The 20,740-nt window shown below is 62.5% G+C and carries 23 protein-coding genes; 5 read left to right on the top strand and 18 right to left on the bottom strand.

The features are described 5' to 3' along the window. The first annotated feature begins 98 nt into the window (after positions 1-98). A complete protein-coding gene (locus HCN50_RS11140; protein ID WP_171709688.1) occupies positions 99-287 on the top strand; it encodes a NepR family anti-sigma factor in 189 nt (62 codons plus the stop codon). Further along, a complete protein-coding gene (locus HCN50_RS11135; protein WP_171709687.1) occupies positions 287-835 on the top strand; it encodes a sigma-70 family RNA polymerase sigma factor in 549 nt (182 codons plus the stop codon). The genes HCN50_RS11140 and HCN50_RS11135 overlap by 1 nt, the downstream gene beginning before the upstream one ends. Positions 836-1,004: 169 nt before the next feature. On the opposite strand, the gene HCN50_RS11130 is transcribed toward HCN50_RS11135, so the two are convergent. From HCN50_RS11130 to urtA, 14 genes are all read right to left on the bottom strand, one after another. Continuing rightward, positions 1,005-2,660, bottom strand: a complete 1,656-nt coding sequence (locus HCN50_RS11130; RefSeq protein ID WP_171709686.1) for a CHASE domain-containing protein — start codon at positions 2,658-2,660, stop codon at positions 1,005-1,007. A 359-nt stretch (positions 2,661-3,019) separates the two neighbouring features. Continuing rightward, on the bottom strand, positions 3,020-3,652 hold the full coding sequence (gene ureG, locus HCN50_RS11125; RefSeq protein WP_171709685.1) for an urease accessory protein UreG: 633 nt from the start codon (positions 3,650-3,652) through the stop codon (positions 3,020-3,022). Between the two features lie 153 nt (positions 3,653-3,805). Next, positions 3,806-4,543: an urease accessory protein UreF gene (locus tag HCN50_RS11120; RefSeq protein WP_171709983.1), complete on the bottom strand. Its 738-nt coding sequence runs from the start codon at positions 4,541-4,543 to the stop codon at positions 3,806-3,808. Further along, entirely contained in the window at positions 4,524-5,084 is a 561-nt protein-coding gene (locus HCN50_RS11115; protein WP_171709684.1) for an urease accessory protein UreE, read from the bottom strand. The genes HCN50_RS11120 and HCN50_RS11115 overlap by 20 nt, the downstream gene beginning before the upstream one ends. A 17-nt stretch (positions 5,085-5,101) precedes the next feature. Further along, on the bottom strand, positions 5,102-5,401 hold the full coding sequence (locus HCN50_RS11110) for a putative quinol monooxygenase (protein ID WP_171709683.1): 300 nt from the start codon (positions 5,399-5,401) through the stop codon (positions 5,102-5,104). Between the two features lie 102 nt (positions 5,402-5,503). Further along, positions 5,504-7,219: an urease subunit alpha gene (gene ureC, locus HCN50_RS11105; protein WP_171709682.1), complete on the bottom strand. Its 1,716-nt coding sequence runs from the start codon at positions 7,217-7,219 to the stop codon at positions 5,504-5,506. A 171-nt stretch (positions 7,220-7,390) separates the two neighbouring features. After that, on the bottom strand, positions 7,391-7,696 hold the full coding sequence (locus HCN50_RS11100) for an urease subunit beta (RefSeq protein WP_171709681.1): 306 nt from the start codon (positions 7,694-7,696) through the stop codon (positions 7,391-7,393). 137 nt (positions 7,697-7,833) lie between these two features. Further along, a complete protein-coding gene (locus HCN50_RS11095) occupies positions 7,834-8,136 on the bottom strand; it encodes an urease subunit gamma (RefSeq protein ID WP_171709680.1) in 303 nt (100 codons plus the stop codon). A gap of 22 nt (positions 8,137-8,158) precedes the next feature. Next, on the bottom strand, positions 8,159-8,995 hold the full coding sequence (locus tag HCN50_RS11090; protein ID WP_171709679.1) for an urease accessory protein UreD: 837 nt from the start codon (positions 8,993-8,995) through the stop codon (positions 8,159-8,161). Between the two features lie 30 nt (positions 8,996-9,025). Beyond that, positions 9,026-9,721 (bottom strand): urea ABC transporter ATP-binding subunit UrtE, encoded by a 696-nt coding sequence (urtE, locus tag HCN50_RS11085; protein WP_171709678.1) that lies wholly within the window; start codon positions 9,719-9,721, stop codon positions 9,026-9,028. A gap of 63 nt (positions 9,722-9,784) precedes the next feature. Next, positions 9,785-10,546, bottom strand: a complete 762-nt coding sequence (gene urtD / locus HCN50_RS11080) for an urea ABC transporter ATP-binding protein UrtD (RefSeq protein WP_171709677.1) — start codon at positions 10,544-10,546, stop codon at positions 9,785-9,787. A gap of 4 nt (positions 10,547-10,550) precedes the next feature. Then, complete coding sequence (gene urtC / locus HCN50_RS11075) at positions 10,551-11,717, bottom strand: urea ABC transporter permease subunit UrtC (protein WP_171709676.1); 1,167 nt, start codon at positions 11,715-11,717, stop codon at positions 10,551-10,553. 175 nt (positions 11,718-11,892) lie between these two features. After that, positions 11,893-13,506: an urea ABC transporter permease subunit UrtB gene (gene urtB, locus HCN50_RS11070; RefSeq protein ID WP_171709675.1), complete on the bottom strand. Its 1,614-nt coding sequence runs from the start codon at positions 13,504-13,506 to the stop codon at positions 11,893-11,895. A gap of 112 nt (positions 13,507-13,618) precedes the next feature. Next, positions 13,619-14,938, bottom strand: a complete 1,320-nt coding sequence (gene urtA, locus HCN50_RS11065) for an urea ABC transporter substrate-binding protein (protein ID WP_171709674.1) — start codon at positions 14,936-14,938, stop codon at positions 13,619-13,621. A gap of 555 nt (positions 14,939-15,493) precedes the next feature. On the opposite strand from urtA, the gene HCN50_RS11060 reads away from it, so the two are divergent. From HCN50_RS11060 to HCN50_RS11050, 3 genes are all read left to right on the top strand, one after another. Further along, positions 15,494-16,951: a DEAD/DEAH box helicase gene (locus HCN50_RS11060; RefSeq protein WP_171709673.1), complete on the top strand. Its 1,458-nt coding sequence runs from the start codon at positions 15,494-15,496 to the stop codon at positions 16,949-16,951. Positions 16,952-16,974: 23 nt separating this feature from the next. Beyond that, positions 16,975-17,262 (top strand): translation initiation factor IF-1, encoded by a 288-nt coding sequence (gene infA, locus HCN50_RS11055; RefSeq protein WP_171709672.1) that lies wholly within the window; start codon positions 16,975-16,977, stop codon positions 17,260-17,262. A gap of 270 nt (positions 17,263-17,532) precedes the next feature. Then, entirely contained in the window at positions 17,533-17,745 is a 213-nt protein-coding gene (locus HCN50_RS11050; protein ID WP_002714433.1) for a cold-shock protein, read from the top strand. A gap of 189 nt (positions 17,746-17,934) precedes the next feature. On the opposite strand, the gene HCN50_RS11045 is transcribed toward HCN50_RS11050, so the two are convergent. The 4 genes from HCN50_RS11045 to HCN50_RS11030 all read right to left on the bottom strand — a co-directional run bounded on the left by HCN50_RS11045 (position 17,935) and on the right by HCN50_RS11030 (position 20,688). Then, positions 17,935-18,528: a TadE/TadG family type IV pilus assembly protein gene (locus HCN50_RS11045; protein WP_235976888.1), complete on the bottom strand. Its 594-nt coding sequence runs from the start codon at positions 18,526-18,528 to the stop codon at positions 17,935-17,937. A 24-nt stretch (positions 18,529-18,552) separates the two neighbouring features. Next, positions 18,553-19,089: a TadE/TadG family type IV pilus assembly protein gene (locus tag HCN50_RS11040; protein ID WP_171709670.1), complete on the bottom strand. Its 537-nt coding sequence runs from the start codon at positions 19,087-19,089 to the stop codon at positions 18,553-18,555. Positions 19,090-19,241: 152 nt separating this feature from the next. After that, a complete protein-coding gene (locus tag HCN50_RS11035) occupies positions 19,242-19,724 on the bottom strand; it encodes a pilus assembly protein N-terminal domain-containing protein (protein ID WP_171709669.1) in 483 nt (160 codons plus the stop codon). 136 nt (positions 19,725-19,860) lie between these two features. Further along, a complete protein-coding gene (locus HCN50_RS11030) occupies positions 19,861-20,688 on the bottom strand; it encodes a sterol desaturase family protein (protein WP_171709668.1) in 828 nt (275 codons plus the stop codon). Between the last annotated feature and the right edge of the window lie 52 nt (positions 20,689-20,740).

Here is a 20,740-nt window from a genome sequence, read left to right as displayed (position 1 = left end):
TTAGCCTTTGACCAATAAAACCGGCGGCCAATGCCCAATTTCGAGGTAACCTCTTGAAAACACAGAGAATTAACTCTCGGGGAAGCGTGGATCAGACCATGAAGGAAGTAAAAAAGCAGGGCGGGCTCAACGCCGAGATTCAATCCAGAATCGGCCACCAGCTCCGTGCCATGTACGATGACGTGGTCCGACAGGGCGTGCCGGACCGCTTTGCGGAGTTGATCCGAAAGCTCGACGGGCCGGAGGCGGCGGCGGCCCAAATCGACGACAAAGACGGGAGGGACTAATGCCTCTCACAGACTCTCTTCGCGACGACATTTTGGCGTCGGTACCTAGCCTGCGCGCGTTCGCGATTTCGCTCTCCGGCAATGGTGATCGTGCGGACGACCTGGTCCAGGAAACGTTGCTGCGCGCCATAGCCAACATCGACTCGTTCCAGCCCGGCTCGAACCTGCCGGCCTGGTTGTTCACGATTCTGCGCAACCTGTTTCGCTCGGACTACCGGAAGCGGCGGCGCGAGGTGGAGGATGCCGAGGGCAATTATGCGAAAACCCTGAAGACCCAGCCGGCGCAGGGCGCGCATCTGGAATTCGAGGAATTTCGCGCAGCGCTCGACAAGCTGCCGCAGGACCAGCGCGAAGCGTTGATCCTGGTCGGCGCCTCCGGCTTCTCCTATGAGGACGCCGCCGCCATCTGCGGCTGCGCGGTCGGCACCATCAAGAGCCGCGTCAACCGCGCGCGCTCGAAACTCTCCGCGCTGCTCTATGTCGAAGGCGCCGAGGATTTCGGACCAGACGAGACCGTGCGCGCCGTGATCGGCGGCAATGGCGGGTGAATGCGGCGATCGACGTGATACGGAAAAGGCGGCCACAGCGGCCGCCTTTTTGTTTTGGTTGTTCGTAGCGGGCTTGATGGAGATTAAATGCTGGCGAGGTGGCGGCGTTCCGGCATGTCCTCTCCCTCTCCCCGTCCATTACCCGCAAGCGGGAGAGCTTGAAGAAGCGTCACCGCACCGGTCGCACCGGCGCGGAAATCTCGCCGGTGCGATCGCGCTCGGTCATGTCGACGACGGTGGCCATCGGCGCGGTGAGCTCGTAGACGTAGCTGACGTCGGTGAAGTAGCGCTTCGCAGTGCCACCGAGCGCTTCCGGCGCGACGCGGTCGAGCAGGATGAGGCCGAAATCACTGTCCTCCCGCCGCGTCGCAGAACTGGTGTTGAACTCCTCCCAGCGGAAATGAAAGATTGTGTCCGGCTCCTCGCCAGTGACTTCCCAGTTCGCAACGATGTGCGGATGCTTGCCGACCAGCGACAGGCCCTCGTCGGAATGCGAGGCCAGCTCGAAGAACAACAGCGACAGCGATTGCGCGGCGCGCGCGCTTACCGCGATATCCGGGCCGTTCACCACGATGCGGTCGGCATGCGGGATCGCGCGCGATTCGAACAGGCCCCTTAGCTTGACGCCCTGCCACTGGCTTTCGCTGAGCAGCGTCACCACGTTCGACATCGCATGGATTCGGCCGATCAGGAGATCGCGCGACACATCCATGTCGGAGCCGTGGCGCAGTGTGCGCGTGACGATCGACTGGATCACGGCGAGAATGTTCTTGACCCGGTGGTTGAGCTCGTCGATGACGGCGGTCAGCCGCCGCTCGAACCCGATGCGGACCTGAATCTCGCGGCTGAGCCGCAGATTGTTGTAGGCGACATAGCCAAACAGGCCGCAAATGATGCCGGTGAGCGCGAGCCCGATGGCCGCGACCACGATTGCCGTCTGCTGCGCGCGCTGGGCGGCGTTGTTCTTGGCATAGTAGCCCAGCGACCAGTCGCGGCCGCCGAACGTCACCGTGCGCACTACCGACGGCAACGGATCGCCTTGCTTCACCTCCCGCAAGGTGACGACACCCTGCTCGTTGGCGACGTATTCGTCGCTGGCGTCATCGGGGTCCTTTAGCACCACCGAAAACAGCGAGCGGTCGTCATTGGTCAGCATCAAGGGCGCCAGCTCGTAGGAAAAGGTGACAAAGCCGACCGGCTCCGCGCTGCCCTCCTTCAAAATGGCGGACGCCAGCACGATGCCGATAGGCCCGTTCAACTGCAGAAGCGGAATCGGGTCCGACGCCACCGGCTTGCCGGCCACCGCCTGCGCCAGCATCGGCCCGATCACCGAATGACGGTCATAGGCGCGGCCCGGAAAACCCAGCGTATCGGCAGTGCGCGGTTCGAGATCCATCAGAACGTCGAGCGGCTTGTCGATCGTCTTGATGTCGAGCGGCTTGTCGTTGAAGTCGCGAATGGTCGGATTGGTGAAGCCGGCGCTCTTCAGCTCCGCCTGCGCTGCGGCCAGATCGCCCGGCTTGAGCCGCGCGATCCAGGATGCGACCACGAAATCGGTCTTGAACGCGTAGATCGCCGAGCGCAGCGGCTGCAGCATATTGGCCTTCACCACCGAGGGTGCCCGAAACAAGCCGGATGCAACGCGTGCGAGCAATTCGCGCTCAGTCAACCGATCCTGCACGAGGCTCGCGTGAACATCGATGGCGCGGGCGAGCGCGATACCGTCAAGCGCCAGTTCCTGGTCGTGGACGCGATAGGCCGCAAGACCGGAGAGCAGAACTCCGATCAGCGCGATAAAGCCGATAATGAAGCCCAGCCGAACCACTCGCTTACTCAGAAATGACGTGTTGGCGAAGACGTATTGGAAGCATCTTTTCGGCCTGCCGGAGCAAAGACACGTTGGCAGAGATACATTGGCAATGACGCGACGGCCAACCGCAGCGAATATGACGGAGCGATCATCAGCACGCAACCGAGAGGTTGGCAGCGGGCAACAACGCAGGCCGCCGCTAACGCTGAGTTGGCGGGGCCAGAAGATGATAAGCTGAGAGCGCCGATTTGGTTCCCGCGCGGCGGGCCCGATATTAATGTTAACGCGCCGCTCACCGGCCCCATGGTCGTTCCGGCTGCCCGGCGCTGGCGGTCTTCCGCTCCTCCTCATTTACGGGGCGAGGGAGCCTCAGCCTACCGGGCCTTCGCCGCCGGACGCAGGCCGCCCTTAGTCTCGATGAAGCCGATGATGCGGTCGAGCCCCTCGCTCTTCTTCAAATTGGTCATCACGAACGGCCGCTCGCCGCGCATCCTTTTCGCGTCGGTTTCCATCTTCTCCAGGGACGCGCCGACGTAAGGCGCGAGGTCGATCTTGTTGATCACGAGCAGGTCCGAGCGGGTGATTCCCGGCCCGCCCTTGGAGGGGATCTTGTCGCCGGCGGCGACGTCGATCACGTAGATCGTGAGATCGGCGAGTTCGGGCGAAAACGTCGCGGCGAGATTGTCGCCGCCGGACTCGATCAGCACCAGATCGAGATCGGGAAACTTCGCGCGCATGTCGGCGACCGCCGCCAGGTTCATCGAAGCGTCCTCGCGGATCGCGGTGTGCGGACAGCCGCCGGTCTCGACGCCGGCGATGCGATCCGGCGTCAGTGAGCCCGAGCGCACCAGAAACTCTGCATCCCACTTGGTATAGATGTCGTTGGTGATCGCGGCGATGTCGTAGCGCTCGCGCATCGACTTGCAGAGCAGGTCCATCAGCGCGGTCTTGCCGGAGCCGACGGGGCCGCCGACGCCGATGCGGAGAGGGCCGTGAGAGGTTGCCATGTTACGCACTCTTTCCGTTCTGTCGTCCCTGCGACCTGAGGGATCGATAACCACCGAATTCAATTGTTGTAGCAATCTCCAGCCCGGCATAACCACGAACATTTGTGGTTATGGGTCCCTGCGTTCGCAGGGATGACGGGAGAGTGTGCCGCATCATGACCTGAACAGCCGCGTGTATTGCGTCTCGTGGCGGAGGCCGGCGAGATCAGCGCGGAATGTGGCGCTGCCGAGATCGTCGAGGGACGATGCGCGCGCGCGCGCCGCGGTAGCGGCGACGTCGGCCTCCAGGCCAGCAAGAATGCGCTGGCTGTCGGTCTGTCCGAGCGGCACGAGGCGGGCGCCAGCGGAAATCCAGTTCGACACGACGGCGTGCAGGAAGGCATGCAGCGCCGGCGCCAGCGGCACGGCGTGGGCGGCGCTTACGACGCCGACCGCGACCGGATAGACCGTATCGCCGCCGCAGGCGGTCACCAGGTTGTCGAGCCCGTCGCAGCCCCAGGCCGCGCGTGCGATCTCGATGAAAGCGCGGCCCTGCATCGCGGTCTCGAGCTGACGCTCGCGCGAAGCCACGAAGGCGGCCGCGAGTTCGGCAATCTCGCGCAGGACGATGGTGTCCTGCGCGGATGCGGCGCGGTGCGCCTGCGCCAGGAACACGGCATCGCAGAAGCCTGAGCCGTCGCCGAGCATCGCGGCGAGCCAGTCGCGCAGCGACGCGGCGTCCGTGATATCGCCCGCCTCCACCGCCCATTCGATGCCGCTGGAATAGGAAAATGCGCCGACCGGAAAGGACGGCGACAGCCAGGTCATCAGCCGGTAGAGCGCAGCGGATTCCTGCGCGGTCATCCCGCCATGCGCGTCGTCTGCAACCGGCTCACTTGTGGTCATGAGCATGGGAATGATCGTGGTGATGGTGATCGTGGTCGCAATGCTCGTCGTGATGATGGTGGTCATCGCCGTGATAGTGATGATGCCCGTGTTCGTGCGCGGCATGGTCATGCGAAGCCTGCGCATACGCCCCGCCCTCGGGATCGAACGGCGCCTCGATCTCGAGGATGCGCGCGCCGAGCCCCTTCACCATCGCCTCGATGACGTGGTCGCGGCGGATGCGCAGGCCCTTCGGCATGATCTGGGTCGGCAGGTGACGGTTGCCGAGATGCCAGGCGATGCGAACCAGATGCAGCGGATCGGCGCCGCGGATCTCGATCAGGGACTCGGCGGCCGCGACCACCTCGATCAGCCGGCCGTCCTCCAGCACCAGCGCGTCACCGCCGCGCAGCGCAACGGCGTTTTCCAGATCGAGCAGGAATTCGAGCCCGCGCGTCCCCGTCATCGCCATTCGCCGCCGGTGCCGGTCGTCGAAATCGAGCACGACGGTATCGGCGGCGGATTGCATCCAGCGATGCTGACCGAGGACTTTGGTCGCGCGGATCATGAGTTCATAACTTGTCGTTAGCGGGTTTCGACCTTCGCAGGCGTGATGTATTCGATCTTCGGCGGCGCCGTCATGCATTTGACGGCGACACGGCCGAAGGCCTTCATGTGCTCGGCAGTCCGGTGCGGCCCCAGCGCTTCCATGTTTTCCCACTGCTCGACGAACACCATCTTGGACGGATCGGTGACGCTTTCGTGCAGGTCATAGGCGATGTTGCCCGGCTCTTTGCGGGTTTCCTTGATGCAGGCGGTGGCGGCCGCGATGAATTCGGCGCGCGTTTCGGGCTTCACGGTCAGCGTGGCAACGACGTAAATCACTAGATCCTCCCGGAGTCTTGTTCTGGCCAAAGTTCCGGGATCGACCTTAGCTCAGAAGCGCGATCGGACGCAAAACCGGAATCCACTTTTGCTGATCGCGCTTTAGAACATGAAATACCGCTGCGCCATGGGCAGGACCTCGGCCGGCGCGCATGTCAGAAGCTCGCCGTCTGCGCGCACCTCATAGGTCTCGGCATCGACCTCGATTTTCGGAGTGGCGCCGTTATGGATCATGCTCTTCTTGGAAATGCCGCCGCGGGTGTTTTTCACCGGGTAGAGCTGCTTGCTGATGCCGAGCTTGCGCGCCAGGCCGCCGGTAATCGCGGCCTTTGACGTGAACACCACCGAGGAGGCGGTCAGCGACCTGCCGAAGGCGGCGAACATCGGCTGGTAATGCACCGGCTGCGGCGTCGGGATCGAGGCGTTGGGATCGCCCATCGGCGCCGCCACGATCGAGCCGCCCTTGATGATGCAGTCCGGCTTGACGCCGAAGAACACCGGCGACCACAGCACGAGGTCGGCGAGCTTGCCTTTCTCGATTGATCCAATCAGCTTCGACACGCCATGCGCGATCGCGGGGTTGATGGTGTATTTGGCGATGTAGCGCTTGACGCGGAAATTGTCGTTGTCGCTGCCCTTGTCCTCGGGCAGTGCGCCACGTTGCTTCTTCATCTTGTCGGCGGTCTGCCAGGTGCGGATGATGACTTCGCCTAACCGGCCCATCGCCTGCGAATCCGACGACATCATCGAGAGCGCGCCGAGATCGTGCAGAATGTCTTCCGCCGCGATGGTTTCTTTGCGGATGCGACTCTCGGCGAACGCCAGATCCTCCGCGATCGAGGGGTCGAGATGGTGGCACACCATCAGCATGTCGAGATGCTCGTCGATGGTATTGCGCGTGAACGGGCGCGTCGGGTTGGTCGAGGACGGCAGCACGTTCTTCAGGCCCGCAATCTTGATGATGTCGGGCGCATGGCCACCGCCGGCGCCCTCGGTGTGGAAGGCATGGATGGTGCGACCCTTGAAGGCCTTTACCGTGTCCTCGACGAAGCCGGATTCATTCAGCGTGTCGGAATGCAGCATCACCTGGATGTCGTAATCGTCGGCCACCGCAAGGCAGTTGTCGATCGCGGCGGGCGTGGTGCCCCAGTCCTCGTGCAGCTTCAGTGCACAGGCGCCAGCCTTGATCATCTCGACCAGCGCAGCTGGCCGCGCGGCGTTGCCCTTGCCTGAAATGCCGAGATTGACCGGAAAGGCGTCGAACGACTGGATCATCCGGCCCATGTGCCACGGGCCTGGCGTGCAGGTGGTGGCAAAGGTGCCGTGCGACGGCCCGGTGCCGCCCCCTAACATCGAGGTGACGCCGGACATCAGCGCGTGCTCGATCTGCTGCGGGCAGATGAAATGGATGTGGCTGTCGAATCCGCCGGCGGTGAGGATTTTGCCCTCGCCCGCGATCACGTCGGTGCCGGGGCCGATCACGATGGTGACGCCGGGCTGGATATCGGGATTGCCGGCCTTGCCGATCGCGGCGATCATACCTTCCTTGATCGCGACGTCGGCCTTGACGATGCCCCAGTGATCGACGATCAGCGCGTTGGTGATGACGGTATCGGCCGCGCCTTGTCGGTTGGTCGCCTGCGACTGCCCCATGCCGTCGCGGATCACCTTGCCGCCACCGAACTTCACCTCCTCGCCATAGACGGTGAAATCCTTTTCCACCTCGATGATGAGATCGGTGTCGGCCAGCCGCACCTTGTCGCCGGTGGTCGGGCCGAACATGTCGGCATAGACCGAACGTTTGATTTTCACGGACATATCAGGCTCCAGCCTTGTCGCTCGTTGTTGGCGAAATCGGAAATCGATAGAGAAATCGGAAATCGATAGATCATGACTCGCGGATACCCCTCTCCCCAACCCTAGCCCGCAAGGAGAAGGAGCCCTGGCAGCGCGCTCACCTCACCGCAGATCACTGTGCGTTCCTGTAAATCACAGCTTGCCCATCACGTCGCCGCGGAAGCCGTAGATGGTGCGCTTGCCCGCCAGCGCGACGAGTTGTACGTCGCGGATCTGGCCCGGCTCGAAGCGGACGGCGGTGCCGGCGGCAATGTCGAGGCGCATGCCGCGGGATTTTTTGCGGTCGAATTTCAATGCGGGGTTGGTTTCGAAGAAATGGTAGTGCGAGCCGACCTGGATCGGACGGTCGCCGGCGTTGGCGACGGTGAGCGTCACGGTCTTGCGGCCGGCATTGAGCTCGATCTCGCCGTCCTTGATGAAGAGTTCGCCGGGGATCATGTCTGGGTACCTCGTATTACCTGCTCCGTCATGGCCGGGCTTGGCCCGGCCATCCACGTCTTTGCGGCCTCAGAAAAGAAAGACGTGGATGCCCGGGACAAGCCTGGGCATGACGGTGTTGATGGTTCGTGTGCGCTTCACCGGATTGGCTCGTGCACGGTGACGAGCTTGGTGCCGTCGGGAAATGTCGCTTCGACCTGGATGTCGTGAATCATCTCGGGGATGCCCTCCATCACCTGCGCGCGGGTCAGCACCTGCGCGCCGGCCTGCATCAGTTCGGCGACGGTGCGGCCGTCGCGCGCGCCCTCGACGATGAAATCGGAGATGATGGCGACCGCCTCGGGGTGGTTGAGCTTGACGCCGCGCTCCAACCGCCGGCGCGCCACCATGGCCGCCATCGAGATCAACAGCTTGTCCTTTTCGCGGGGAGAAAGATTCATGCGAGCACTCTGGTGATTGTATCTAGTTGAGCCACAGCCTTGGAAGCGATACGCCGCTGGCGCGGCCGAGCACCGTCATCATGTCGGCGCGCAGCCGGGCGGCATCTTGGGCACAGAAGCGCGCCATTGCAAATCCATTCCAAGAGGAAATGCCGACCTCGCCGCCGAACGCCTCCGACGCTGCGCGCATCCGTTCGACCACCGCCTCGTCGCCGGGGAGGACTAGCGCGGTGCCGATCGCGGCACCGCCCGCAGCGATCGCGCGCCGCGCCAATTTTGCGCCGATCTCGCCATCGAGGCGGATGGTCTCCGCAAAGACCAGCCTGCCGCCGCGGCGCAGGCGCCAGCGATCGACGAACTCGCCGTACAGCATTTTTTCACCCATCGCCGCGCGACCGAACACGACGATTTCGCAGAGCAGAAGCGAGGCGTCCTCGGCCAGGTCGATATCGATGCGGCGAGATATTCGTGCCCGGTCGAACAGGATGGTCTCCTGCGGCAGCCAGGCGAGATGCGCGCCAGCTTCCGCTTTCAGCGCAATAGTGAGTTCAGCCGCGGGACCAGACGCGCGATAGACCTTTTCCGCGGCCGCTGTCGTCAGCGTCAGCCGCGCGTCCTCGCCTGCCCTGATGCCGATGTCAAAACGGTCGCCGCCGGCAATGCCGCCTGCGGTGTTGACGAAAACGCCGGACAGACCTTCGCCCTCAGGCGAGGGAAAACGCACGCGCAACGAGCCGGACTCATGCAGGCTTCCGCGCCGCGTGACGCCATCCTGCAGGTGCACGTCGAACTTCACCGTGCCTTGGGCGCGGTTGGCCGCGAAGGTAGCTGACGCCGTGCGCGTGCTATCGGTCCGCATCCGTCCCCCAGCGCAACGCTCGACGCCGCCTTACAGCGCCATCTGGCGGCTGATCTCGGCGGGATCGAGGTTGGCGCGGTCGCAGGCGTATTTCACCGCGCCGCGGTCCATCACCGCGAAATTGTCGCCGAGCTCGCAGGCAAAGTCGAGATATTGTTCGACCAGCACGATTGCGATATTGCCGAGGCTGCGCAGGTAGGAGATCGCGCGGCCGATATCCTTGATGATCGAGGGCTGGATGCCCTCGGTCGGCTCATCCAACAGCAATAATTTCGGCCGCATCACCAGCGCCCGGCCGATCGCCAATTGCTGTTGTTGCCCGCCGGAGAGGTCGCCGCCGCGCCGGCCGAGCATCGTGTTCAGCACCGGAAACAGCGAGAACACGTCGTCGGGGATATAGCGGTCGTCGCGCTTGAGCGGCCCGAAGCCGGTCTTGAGATTTTCCTCCACCGTGAGCAGCGGAAAGATCTCGCGGCCCTGCGGCACGAAACCGATGCCGCGTCGCGCGCGCTCATACGGCTTGAGGCCGGTGATGTCGTTGCCGTCGAGCGTGATCGAGCCATCCGCGATCGGATACTGGCCGACGAGCGCGCGCAGCAGCGAAGTCTTGCCGACGCCGTTACGGCCGAGCACGCAGGTCACCTTTCCCGGCTCCGCCGACAGCGAGACGCCGCGCAGCGCTTGCGCTGCGCCGTAGTAGAGGCTGATGTTCTTTACGTCCAGCATCGCTAGCCTTTCGCGAGTAGCGAATAGCTTGAAGAGATTTTCCATTCGCTACTCGCCATTCGCCTATCTTCCCAGATAAACCTCGATCACCCGTTCATTAGACGAGACCTGATCGATAGTCCCCTCCGCCAGCACGGTGCCTTCATGCAGGCAGGTTACCTTGACACCGAGCTCGCGCACGAAGGTCATGTCGTGCTCGACGACCATAACCGTCTTTTCCTTGTTGATCGCCTTCAGGAGCTCCGCGGTCTGATGGGTCTCGACGTCGGTCATGCCGGCGACCGGTTCGTCGACCAGCAGCAGTTTTGGGTCCTGTGCCAGCAGCATGCCGATCTCCAGCCACTGCTTCTGGCCGTGCGACAGGCTTCCGGCGAGCCGGTTGCGTGCATCGGTTAGCCGGATGGTTTCGAGCACGCGATCGATTCGCTCGGATTCATCCCTGTTGCCGCGCCAGAACAGTGTGCCCTTGACGCTGTGATCGACGTTGAGGGCCAGCAACAGATTGTCCTCGATGGTCTGGCTCTCGAACACCGTCGGCTTCTGGAATTTGCGGCCGATGCCGAGTTCGGCGATATGGGTCTCATCCAGCCGCGTCAGATCGGTCATGCCGTCGAACAGCACCGTGCCCTCGTCGGGCTTGGTCTTGCCGGTGATGATGTCCATCATCGTGGTCTTGCCGGCGCCGTTCGGGCCGATGACGGCGCGCATCTCGCCGGCCTCAAGGGTCAGCGACAAATTGTTGATGGCGTGAAAGCCGTCGAACGAGACGTGCACGCCGTCGAGATAGAGCAGCGCCGAAGTGGTTCTTCCCTCCATCACACTCATGGACTCACTCCGCGGGCTTCGGTTCGCCGACGCCGTCTTCGAGCGCGGCACTTTCGGCATTGGCCACCTGGGTTTCCTTCTGCGACTCCCGCCAGGCATTGAAGGTGCCGACGATGCCCTTCGGCAGCAATAGCGTCACCAGGATGAACAGCGCGCCAAGCATGAACAGCCAGTACGGCGCCAGCGGGCCCGAGGTGAAGTAAGTCTTGGCGTAGTTGACGACGACAGCGCCGAGCGCAGCGCCAACCAGCGTGCCGCGGCCGCCGACGGCGACCCAGATCACCGCCTCGATCGAATTGCCCGGTGCGAATTCGCTCGGATTGATGATGCCTACCTGCGGCACGTAGAGCGCACCGGCAACGCCGGCCATGCAGGCCGACAGCGTGAACACGAACAGCTTGTAGGATTCGACGCGATAGCCGAGGAAGCGCGTGCGCGATTCGGCATCGCGGATCGCGACCAATACCTTGCCGAGTTTTGACGTGACCACCGCCCGGCAGATCAGGAACGCGAGAATCAAGGCGAGGCAACTCAGCGCGAACAGGGCGGCCCGGGTGCCGTCAGCCTGCACATTGAAGCCGAGGATGTCCTTGAAATCGGTCAGGCCGTTGTTGCCGCCGAAGCCGAAATCGTTGCGGAAGAATGCCAGCAGCAGCGCATAGGTCATCGCCTGCGTGATGATCGACAGATAGACGCCGGTGACGCGGGAGCGGAACGCCAGCCAGCCGAAGCAGAATGCCAGCAGGCCGGGAACAACAATGACCATCAGCGCTGCGAACCAGAACATGTCGAAGCCGTGCCAGTACCACGGCAGTTTCGGATAGTTCAGGAACACCATGAAGTCAGGCAGGATCGGGTTGCCGTAGACGCCGCGGCTGCCGATCTGGCGCATCAGATACATGCCCATCGCGTAGCCGCCGAGCGCGAAGAACGCGCCATGGCCGAGCGAGAGAATGCCGCAATAGCCCCAGATCAGGTCGATCGAGAGCGCCAGAATAGCGTAGCAGGCGTACTTGCCGAACAGCGCGACCAGATAGGTCGGCACCTGCAGCGCCGAACCCGCCGGCAGCAGCAGATTGGACAGCGGGATCAGCACGCCGAGGCCGGCGACGACCAGGATGAAGATGGAAGCGCTGCGATCGAGCGAGCGCGTCAGCACGTGCGGTGTCATCGGCGTACTCCCTCTCCCGCTTGCGGGGGAGGGCCGGGGTGGGGGCGTCGCCACGAATGACGCTGCTCGTGTGGAGAGAGCTCCCACCCGCATCGCATCTTCGATGCGCTGCGAGCTCCCCCGCAAGCGGGAGAGGTAAGGGAGCCTCGACACGCGCTTGTTGCTGATACCGCCATCATGCTTCCACCGCCCGGCCCTTCAGCGCGAACAGGCCGCGCGGACGCTTCTGTATGAAGAGGATGATCAGCACCAGAATGGCGATCTTGCCGAGGACGGCGCCGGCGACCGGCTCCAGGAACTTGTTGGCAATGCCGAGCGTGAAGGCGCCGACCAGCGTGCCCCAGAGATTACCGACGCCGCCGAACACGACCACCATGAAGCTGTCGATGATGTAGCTCTGGCCGAGATTGGGGCTGACATTGTCGATCTGCGACAGCGCCACGCCTGCGATGCCGGCAATGCCGGAGCCGAGGCCGAAGGTCAGCGCATCGACGCGCGAGGTGGCGATACCCATCGATGCCGCCATCCGGCGGTTCTGCGTCACTGCGCGCATCTCGAGCCCAAGTGCGGTGTAGCGCAGCATGGCGAGCAGGATGACGAAAACGGCCAGCGTGAAGCAGAGGATCCAGAGCCGATTGTAGGTGATGGTGATCTGCCCGAGCTCGAACGCGCCGCTCATCCAGGCGGGGTTGCCGACCTCGCGGTTGGTCGGGCCGAACATGGTGCGTACGGCCTGCTGCAGCACCAGCGACAGGCCCCAGGTCGCAAGCAGTGTTTCCAGCGGGCGGCCGTAGAGAAAGCGGATGATGCCGCGCTCGATGGCGACGCCGACAGCGCCGGCAACGAGGAATGCCAGCGGCACCGCGATCAGCAACGAATAGTCGAACAGGCCGGGATAGCGGCTGCGAATGACTTCCTGCACCACAAAGGTGGTGTAGGCGCCCAACATCACCATTTCGCCATGGGCCATGTTGATGACGCCCATCACGCCGAAGGTGATGGCAAGGCCGATTGCGGCAAGCAGCAGCACCGAGCCCAGCGACAGGCCGTACCAGGCGTTCTGCACCATCGACCACATCGCAAGATTGCTCTGAATCGAGGCCATCGCGCTTGTCACAGCGCGCGCGACATTGGGCGGCAGGTCGCTGCCCAGGCCCGTGAGCAAGGCCATCGCCTCCTGGTCGCCGCGCGCCTTGACGATGGCGACGGATTCGAGCTTTTCGACTTCGGCGGCGTCAGCCTTGTACAGCAGGATGGCGGCGCGGGCTTCAGTGAACGCCGTCTTGACCGCCTTGTTGGTCTCCTTGGCCAGCGCGCCGTCGATCGTAGCGAGCGCACTCTCGTCGTGGCTCCTGAAGACCGATTGCGCCGCCGCGATCCGCTTGGCCGGATCCGGCGATAACAGCGTCAGGCCGCCGAGCGCAGCCTCGACGGCACGGCGCAGGCGATTGTTGAGGCGGACGGCGGCGGCATTATCGGGCAGCTTGTCGACGGCCTCGCCGGTTGCGGCATCGATGATCTTGCCGTCGGCACCGGTGACGAAAACCTTCTTGGTATCGGGATCGGCCGACAGCCGACCGTCCTGCAGCGCGCTGATGATGGGAAATGCCAGCGGATTGCCCGAGGTCGCGACCGCGCCGATCGCCTCATCGGTATCGGAAAAATCGTCATTGGCGAATTTGGCGACCGCGTCCTCGAACGGTTCGGCCAACGCCGGCAGCGCGAAGGCCGCAGCCAACAGGATCGCGAGCAGGAGCGCGCGAAGACGATCAAGTAAAGTGGCAAACACGATACGACCCCGGCAGGAGTGTGGGGAGAAGGCGGCGGCAGCGCCGCCTTCTCCGATCTTGTAGTTCTCTTGTTAGAGCTCTTGGAAGTTATCGTTGCAGGTCAGACAGGGATCAGGATCCCTGGCCGCCGCACTTGTTGGTCTTGGTGTTGTAGTTGCCGCACTTCTTGCCGACCCAGTCGCCGATCAGGTCCTTGGAGCCCTCGAGCTCCTTCGACCAGGCGTCGCCCGCGACAAGGCCCGGGGTCTTCCACACCACGTCGAATTGGCCGTTGGCTTTGATTTCGCCAATGAACACCGGCTTGGTGATGTGATGGTTCGGAAGCATCTTGGAGGTGCCGCCGGTCAGGTTCTTGGCTTCGATGCCCGGGAGAGCGTCAATCACCTTGTCCGCATCGGTCGACTTCACCTTCTCGACCGCCTTGACCCACATTTCGAAACCGATGACGTGTGCCTCCATCGGGTCGTTGGTCACGCGCTTCGGATTCTTGGTGTAGGCCTGCCAGGCCTTGATGAACTTGTCGTTCTCGGGCGTCTTGATCGACTGGAAGTAGTTCCAGGCGGCGAGATGGCCGAGCAGCGGCTTGGTATCGATACCGGCGAGCTCTTCTTCGCCGACCGAGAACGCGACAACCGGAATGTCGGTCGCCTTGATGCCCTGGTTGCCCAGTTCCTTGTAGAAGGGAACGTTGGCATCGCCGTTGATGGTGGAGACCACCGCGGTCTTCTTACCGGCCGAGCCGAACTTCTTGATGTCGGCCACGATCGTCTGCCAGTCGGAATGACCGAACGGCGTATAGTTGATCATGATATCTTCCTGCTTGACGCCCTTCGACTTCAAGTAGGCTTCGAGGATCTTGTTGGTGGTGCGCGGATAGACATAGTCGGTGCCGGCCAGCACCCAGCGCTTCACCTTCTCGTCCTTCATCAAATAGTCGACGGCGGGAATCGCCTGCTGGTTCGGCGCAGCACCGGTGTAGAACACGTTGCGCTCGCTCTCCTCACCCTCGTATTGCACGGGATAGAACAGGATCGAGTTCAGCTCCTTGAACACCGGGAGCACCGACTTGCGCGACACCGAGGTCCAGCAGCCGAACACCACCGAAACCTTGTCCTTGGTGATCAGTTCGCGGGCCTTTTCGGCAAACAGCGGCCAGTTCGAGGCGGGGTCGACCACGACGGCTTCGAGCTTCTTACCGAGCACGCCGCCCTTCTTGTTCTGCTCGTCGATCAGGAAGAGAATCGTGTCCTTCAGCGTAGTTTCGCTGATGGCCATGGTGCCGGAGAGCGAATGCAGTACGCCGACCTTGATGGTGTCGTCCGCTGCTTTGGCGTTCGAGAACGCAGCCAGACCCAAAACCAGGCCGGCGGTGGCCGCCAGCCAGCGGCGGCGGCTCAGCGTCGCTATATCGCGAGTCAATTTTGTAAGCATGAAATGTCATCTCCCTGACGCAGGCGTGAAACGCTGCGAACGGCCCCACGGCCGCCTGCGGTTAACGGAATCGCAAGAACCATGCCACGGTCCGCAAACGAGTTAAGCCAATCGAATCGCTAGAGAAATCGCTCGAACCGCTGGCCCGAGACAAGAGAACTGCCTATTATTTAGACCGAAAAAATGTATGCTATACGGGCAGACTGTCCTTTTGTTAGGCAAAAGAGGCAATTTGTCTAATTTTCTTGCACGAAAATTGGTCGCCGAAATGCGCAAGCGAGCATCAATGCGGCCCATAAGTCACGGATATTCCGTCATTTCTTAACCGCGCCGGAGATGTATGCAGGATTTTACCTTGAAAGCGCGGCGGGACTGCTCCATATGATCCACGTGACCTAGAGAATCATCAGGTTCCTGCGAGCCGCGTGTTCTGATCCCGTTTTGCGGTTTCTGGCTTGCCCCCTTCAGCTAGCAAAACCGACGCCCCAAACACGCGGGTGTCTCAGACACCCTCGCGCGCTCCTGGCCATGGAAGCCGGGCGCCTGCCTTTTTTAATGGAAAGAACCCCTCTTTTGACCTCATTTCAGGATTTCGGCCTTGCCGATCCCATCTCGCGTGCGCTCAAGGAAGAGAACTACCACACGCCCACGCCCATCCAGGCTCAGACCATCCCCATCGCATTGACCGGCCGTGACGTCGTCGGCATCGCCCAGACCGGCACCGGCAAGACCGCGGCATTTGCGCTGCCGATCCTGCACCGGATTCTGGAGAACCGCATCCGGCCGCAGCCGAAGAGTTGCCGTGTGCTGGTGCTGTCGCCGACCCGCGAGTTGTCCGGCCAGATCCTCGACAGTTTCAACGCCTATGGCCGCCACATCCGCCTGACCTCGGCGCTGGCAATCGGTGGCGTGCCGATGGGCCGCCAGGTCCGCTCGGTGATGCAGGGCGTCGAGGTGATGGTGGCAACCCCCGGCCGGCTGCTCGATCTTGTCCAGAGCAACGGGTTGAAGCTCAACCAGGTCGAGTTCCTCGTGCTCGATGAAGCCGACCGCATGCTCGACATGGGCTTCATCAACGACATCCGCAAAGTTGTCGCGAAACTCCCGATCAAGCGGCAGACGCTGTTCTTCTCGGCCACCATGCCGAAGGACATCGCGGAACTCGCCGAATCGATGCTGCGCGACCCCGCCCGCGTGGCGGTGACGCCGGTGGCCTCGACCGCCGACCGAATCGCCCAGCGCATCATCCAGGTCGATTTCGCGGCCAAGCCGGCCGTGCTGGCCCAGCTTCTGAAGCAGGAGGCGGTCGACCGCGCGCTGGTGTTCACCCGCACCAAGCACGGCGCCGACAAGGTGGTGAAGGTGCTGGCCAAGGCCGGCATCGAAGCCAATGCCATCCACGGCAACAAGTCGCAGAACCACCGGGAACGCGTGCTGGCAGCGTTCCGCTCCGGCGAGATCCGCACCCTGGTCGCCACCGACATCGCCGCCCGCGGCATCGACGTTGACGGCATCAGCCATGTCGTGAATTTCGATCTGCCCAACGTGCCTGAAACCTATGTCCACCGGATCGGCCGCACCGCCCGCGCCGGCGCCGAGGGCGTTGCCATCTCGCTGATCGCGGGTGCCGAGGAAATGGGATATCTGCGCGACATCGAGCGGCTGATCCGCATCGCACTGCCGCGGGAAGACCGGCGCACGCCGGGGAGCCGCGACGCCGCGCCGGCAGCCCCGCATCACTCTGCTCAGCACCGGAACGGGCGGTCCGCGCCTCGCGCCCATGGCGGCCGTTCCAATGAACCGGCGCAAGCCGGAAAAGGCCCTCGCCGACGTCGCCGCGGTGGTGGTAATAATGCGCCGTCGCAGCCGAGCCGGCATGAGCAGCCGCGTTCGGCGCAGCAGGGCGGCAAGGGCCAGGCCGGCCATAGCGAAGGCATTCAAGGCGTCGCCTTCTTGCATCGCGAGAGCCGTCCGAATAATCAACCGAACCGCAGCCACCGACCGCAGCGCTAGCCTCGATCGACCTGGAGACCACCATGGCTAAAGAAGAGCTGATCCAGTTCGAAGGACTGGTGACCGAAATCCTCCCCGACGCACGCTATCGTGTGCAGCTCGATGCCGGACACGAGATTGTTGCCTATACCGCAGGCAAGATGAAGAAGAACCGGATCAAGACGCTCGCAGGCGATCGGGTAACGATTGAAATGTCACCTTACGATCTGGAGAAAGGACGCCTGATCTTCCGTCACAAGGACGAGCGTCCACCATCATCCGGCGCGCCGCGAGGCGCGCCGCCGCGCGGCGGACAGTTCCGCCGTCGGTAAATGAACCCTTAACGATAAGCGAAAACGCGCCCGATACGCTGCTATCGTGCGCGAATGCGGGCGGCTGGCCCGCCGAATCAAAATTTGTGCACGTCAGGATTGTTTTGAACGATGCAATCGAATAATATTAAGCATCGATTTTCGGCCGGACGACATTAGCTATCCACCGGTATAGCCGGTTTAGACGCTGACGACCCTTCCAAAAATTCGATCTCACCAGCCCGTCGAGAGGTGGGCTACGACTTGTATATCTGAGAAGGGACTACCCCAGTGAGCATGGGAACCGTGAAGTGGTTTAACGCAACTAAGGGCTATGGCTTCATCCAGCCGGATGACGGCGGCAATGACGTGTTCGTGCACATCAGCGCGGTCGAGCGTGCCGGCCTCGGAACGCTGCGTGAAGGCCAGAAGATCTCCTACGAAATCGTGGCAGATCGCCGCTCTGGCAAATCTTCGGCCGACAATCTGCGCGCCGCCGGATAAGCGGTTTTTCGGGGCGTATGCGACTTGCGTCCCGGAGATCGCCGCTGAACAAATCAGCTTAATAAAGCAAAAGGCCGCGCCGATGGCGCGGCCTTTCTATTTGAACTATGCGAATACTAAACGATCCAACCGCCTGCAGCGGCGATCGCCATGCCATGCTTGATGCGATCCTTCATGCGATGCTTGGCGTTACTCCTTTGGACAGGGGGGCATAGTCGCGCCTGGCGCGGGCGCCGGATAGACCACGCAAAGGCTCTGGCGCGGACGCGTGTAAGAGATGTCGCTCAGCGTGATGCCGGTCTCCTTGTTGATGAACCAGGCAACGCTCGGTTTGTAGACGTACTTGACCTCGCTGAAGATCAGGTAGGTACCGGCGATCTTGAGCGCTTGCGGGACTTCGATGATGTCGCCCTTGTTATGCAATTCGGTGCCCTTGCTCCACTGCACCCGCGCCTTCAGCGTGCTCGGATCTATCCAGAGTTCCGTGATCGTGCCCTGCACCTCGGCCGACGAGTAGGGCGTCATGATCGCCTTGCTGGCGCTGAAAAAGTTGGTCAATTGCGTATCGGTGACCGCGGCGTTCTGTGACGTCAGGTCCGACAACGTGCGCGTCATGATCGTCACCTTGCGGTCGATCGCGACGCCGGTCGACATTTCGTAGGTTCCGATCAGCAGCATTGCCATGATCGGGATGATCATGGCGAACTCGACCGCAGCGAGGCCGCTGTTGTTGGAAAGCAGTTCAAACGGCCGGCCGCGCACACGAAGCCAGATTGCCTTCATCGGTTTCATTGCCTTTGACCTGCCCTAGTAAGGTTCATTCTGGAACGCGGCAGTCGCAGTCAACAGCCGCTCGTTGGTACCGATATTGGCGATGTTGAAGCCGAACCCGGTGACGAACAGCGGCCATTTGTAGAACAGCCGCACAACGACGATGTCGCCGGGGCCGCCGGGGAGATAGTTGTTGGGAGGAACGAATTTTTTTTCTGCATCGATCGGATCGGCGACGTCGACGGTGGCGAACGACGGGTAGTTCTTCACGTCGATCGAAATGCCGTTCACGCAATCGAACATCACGATGAGCTTGGCGCAAACGGCGTTCTTGAACTGCGCCTGGGTGTAGGAGGCGTTCTGCGCCTGGCCGGTCATGATCAAGCGCGCCGTATCCTGCGTCACGGATTCGAGGATCTGGCTGGCAAAGAACACCAGCGCCAATTCGATGATCGCGAACAGAACGCCGAAGAATAGCGGCGCAACCAGCGCGAATTCGACGGCAGCCGAGCCCCTTCGGTTACGGCGAAACCGGCGCAGGATGTTTGTCTTGGAAACGGTGGAGGGCGGCATCGAACGAACCTCAGAACGCGAGGGGAATTGCCGCGAAAGCCTATCGGAAACTGATTGTTGAATTGTTTCGGCCGATCCCGCCGGACCGACCCGTTCCGTTAGCCGGATCTTAACCCTGCCGCGCAACGCCCGTGGGTTCTGCGCAATCGGGTCTACTTGCTGCCACCTGCCGCGGAGCCCGCAGCCTGGCTGGAGAGTGAGCCGGCCTGATCGATTGCGGACTTGAAGTAGCCATCGCCGTCGCCGAGCGTGACGCGGCGCTGGCAGATCGGCATGCAGCTATAGGATTCCCGTTCGACGCCGCGGTAGACGGTGACGAGTTGATCGGTCGGGCCTTCAACCTGAATCTGGCGGTCCACCAGCACTTCGCCGTTGCGGTCCATGGCGATGAAATTGGTCGCGCCGTAGCCCTTGCCTGTGACGACGACGATGCCGCCGCTCTGCAGCGTCACGTCTGCGATCAGCGGATTTCCGACCACGATGGTGGAGACCTTCGCGGGAAGCTTCACGAGCTTTGCCTGATCGACATAGACGGCGATGCGGTCCGGATCGGGCGCGGCCAGGCAGACGGCCGGCCACAGCAGGATTCCTGCAGCGAGGGAACGCAATCCAATACGCTGGAACTTGAACGACATACTATACCCCGGGGCATCAACAAGCCGGCAATGGCGATACGCAGCGGAACCGGCGCCCGACAAAGGTGAATCTGACGACAATTCATGAACAAAGGGCAAATAGGCGCGGCGATGCTGGCAAGAAATCCGCCACCGGCTATTTGCGGAACGGATAGGCCAGTTGCCCAATGATTTCGCGGGGAAACGAAACCTGATCATCCACGCCGTACTGATCCGGCAGGCGGTCTTGCGGCATCCGGAAGGTCCCGAACAGGATATCCCAGAGCGGAAAGGTGCCCGCGAAATTGCTGTCGCCGCCCTCCTCGCGGGCGGTGTGGTGCCAGCGGTGGAACACCGGCGTCGCCACCACGTATCTCAGCGGCCCAAGCGTCCAATTAAGATTGGCGTGAACGAACGCCGAATGGAAGATGTTGAACGGCCCAAGCCACAGCATCACGCCCGGCGAAATGCCGGCGATCAGCAGCGCGACGTCGACCCCGATGGTACCGAGCAGCAGGTTGACGGGGTGAAAGCGCGCGGCCGATATCCAGTCCACATCTTCCGATGAGTGGTGGATGGCGTGGTATTTCCAGAAGCCGCCGCCATGGAACATGCGGTGCAGCCAGTACATCATGAAATCGGCTGCAACGAGAAACAGGATCGCCTGCAGCCACAACGGCAGTTGCGACAACGGGCCATGGCCGTTGTCGTAGAAGGCGATCAGCCCGTCGGCGTCGCGAATTCCAAACAGCAGCGCCGCGCCGAGCACCAGTAGCCCGATGCGAAACACGCGCGCGAACAGCGGCACCAGAAACCAGTAGCAGATGTCGGTGACGAGCTCGCGCTTGCGCCACCAAGGCCGGCCCGGATTGCAGGCCCAGAAATGCGAAAGCAGCGAGAACAATAGCGCCAGCGTGATCGTGACCGGCACCACCTTGGCCAGCGTCTGGCCCAGCATCTCGACGACTTCGATCGGCAGGTTCATTTCGACCGACGTACCAGAATCCCTGCCTCGCCGCCAGTTTGCATCCGAAAGA

This window comes from Bradyrhizobium archetypum (assembly GCF_013114835.1).
Taxonomy (GTDB): domain Bacteria; phylum Pseudomonadota; class Alphaproteobacteria; order Rhizobiales; family Xanthobacteraceae; genus Bradyrhizobium; species Bradyrhizobium archetypum.
Note: the sequence above shows the minus strand (reverse complement) of the source record. Positions and strands in the feature narration are given on the sequence as shown.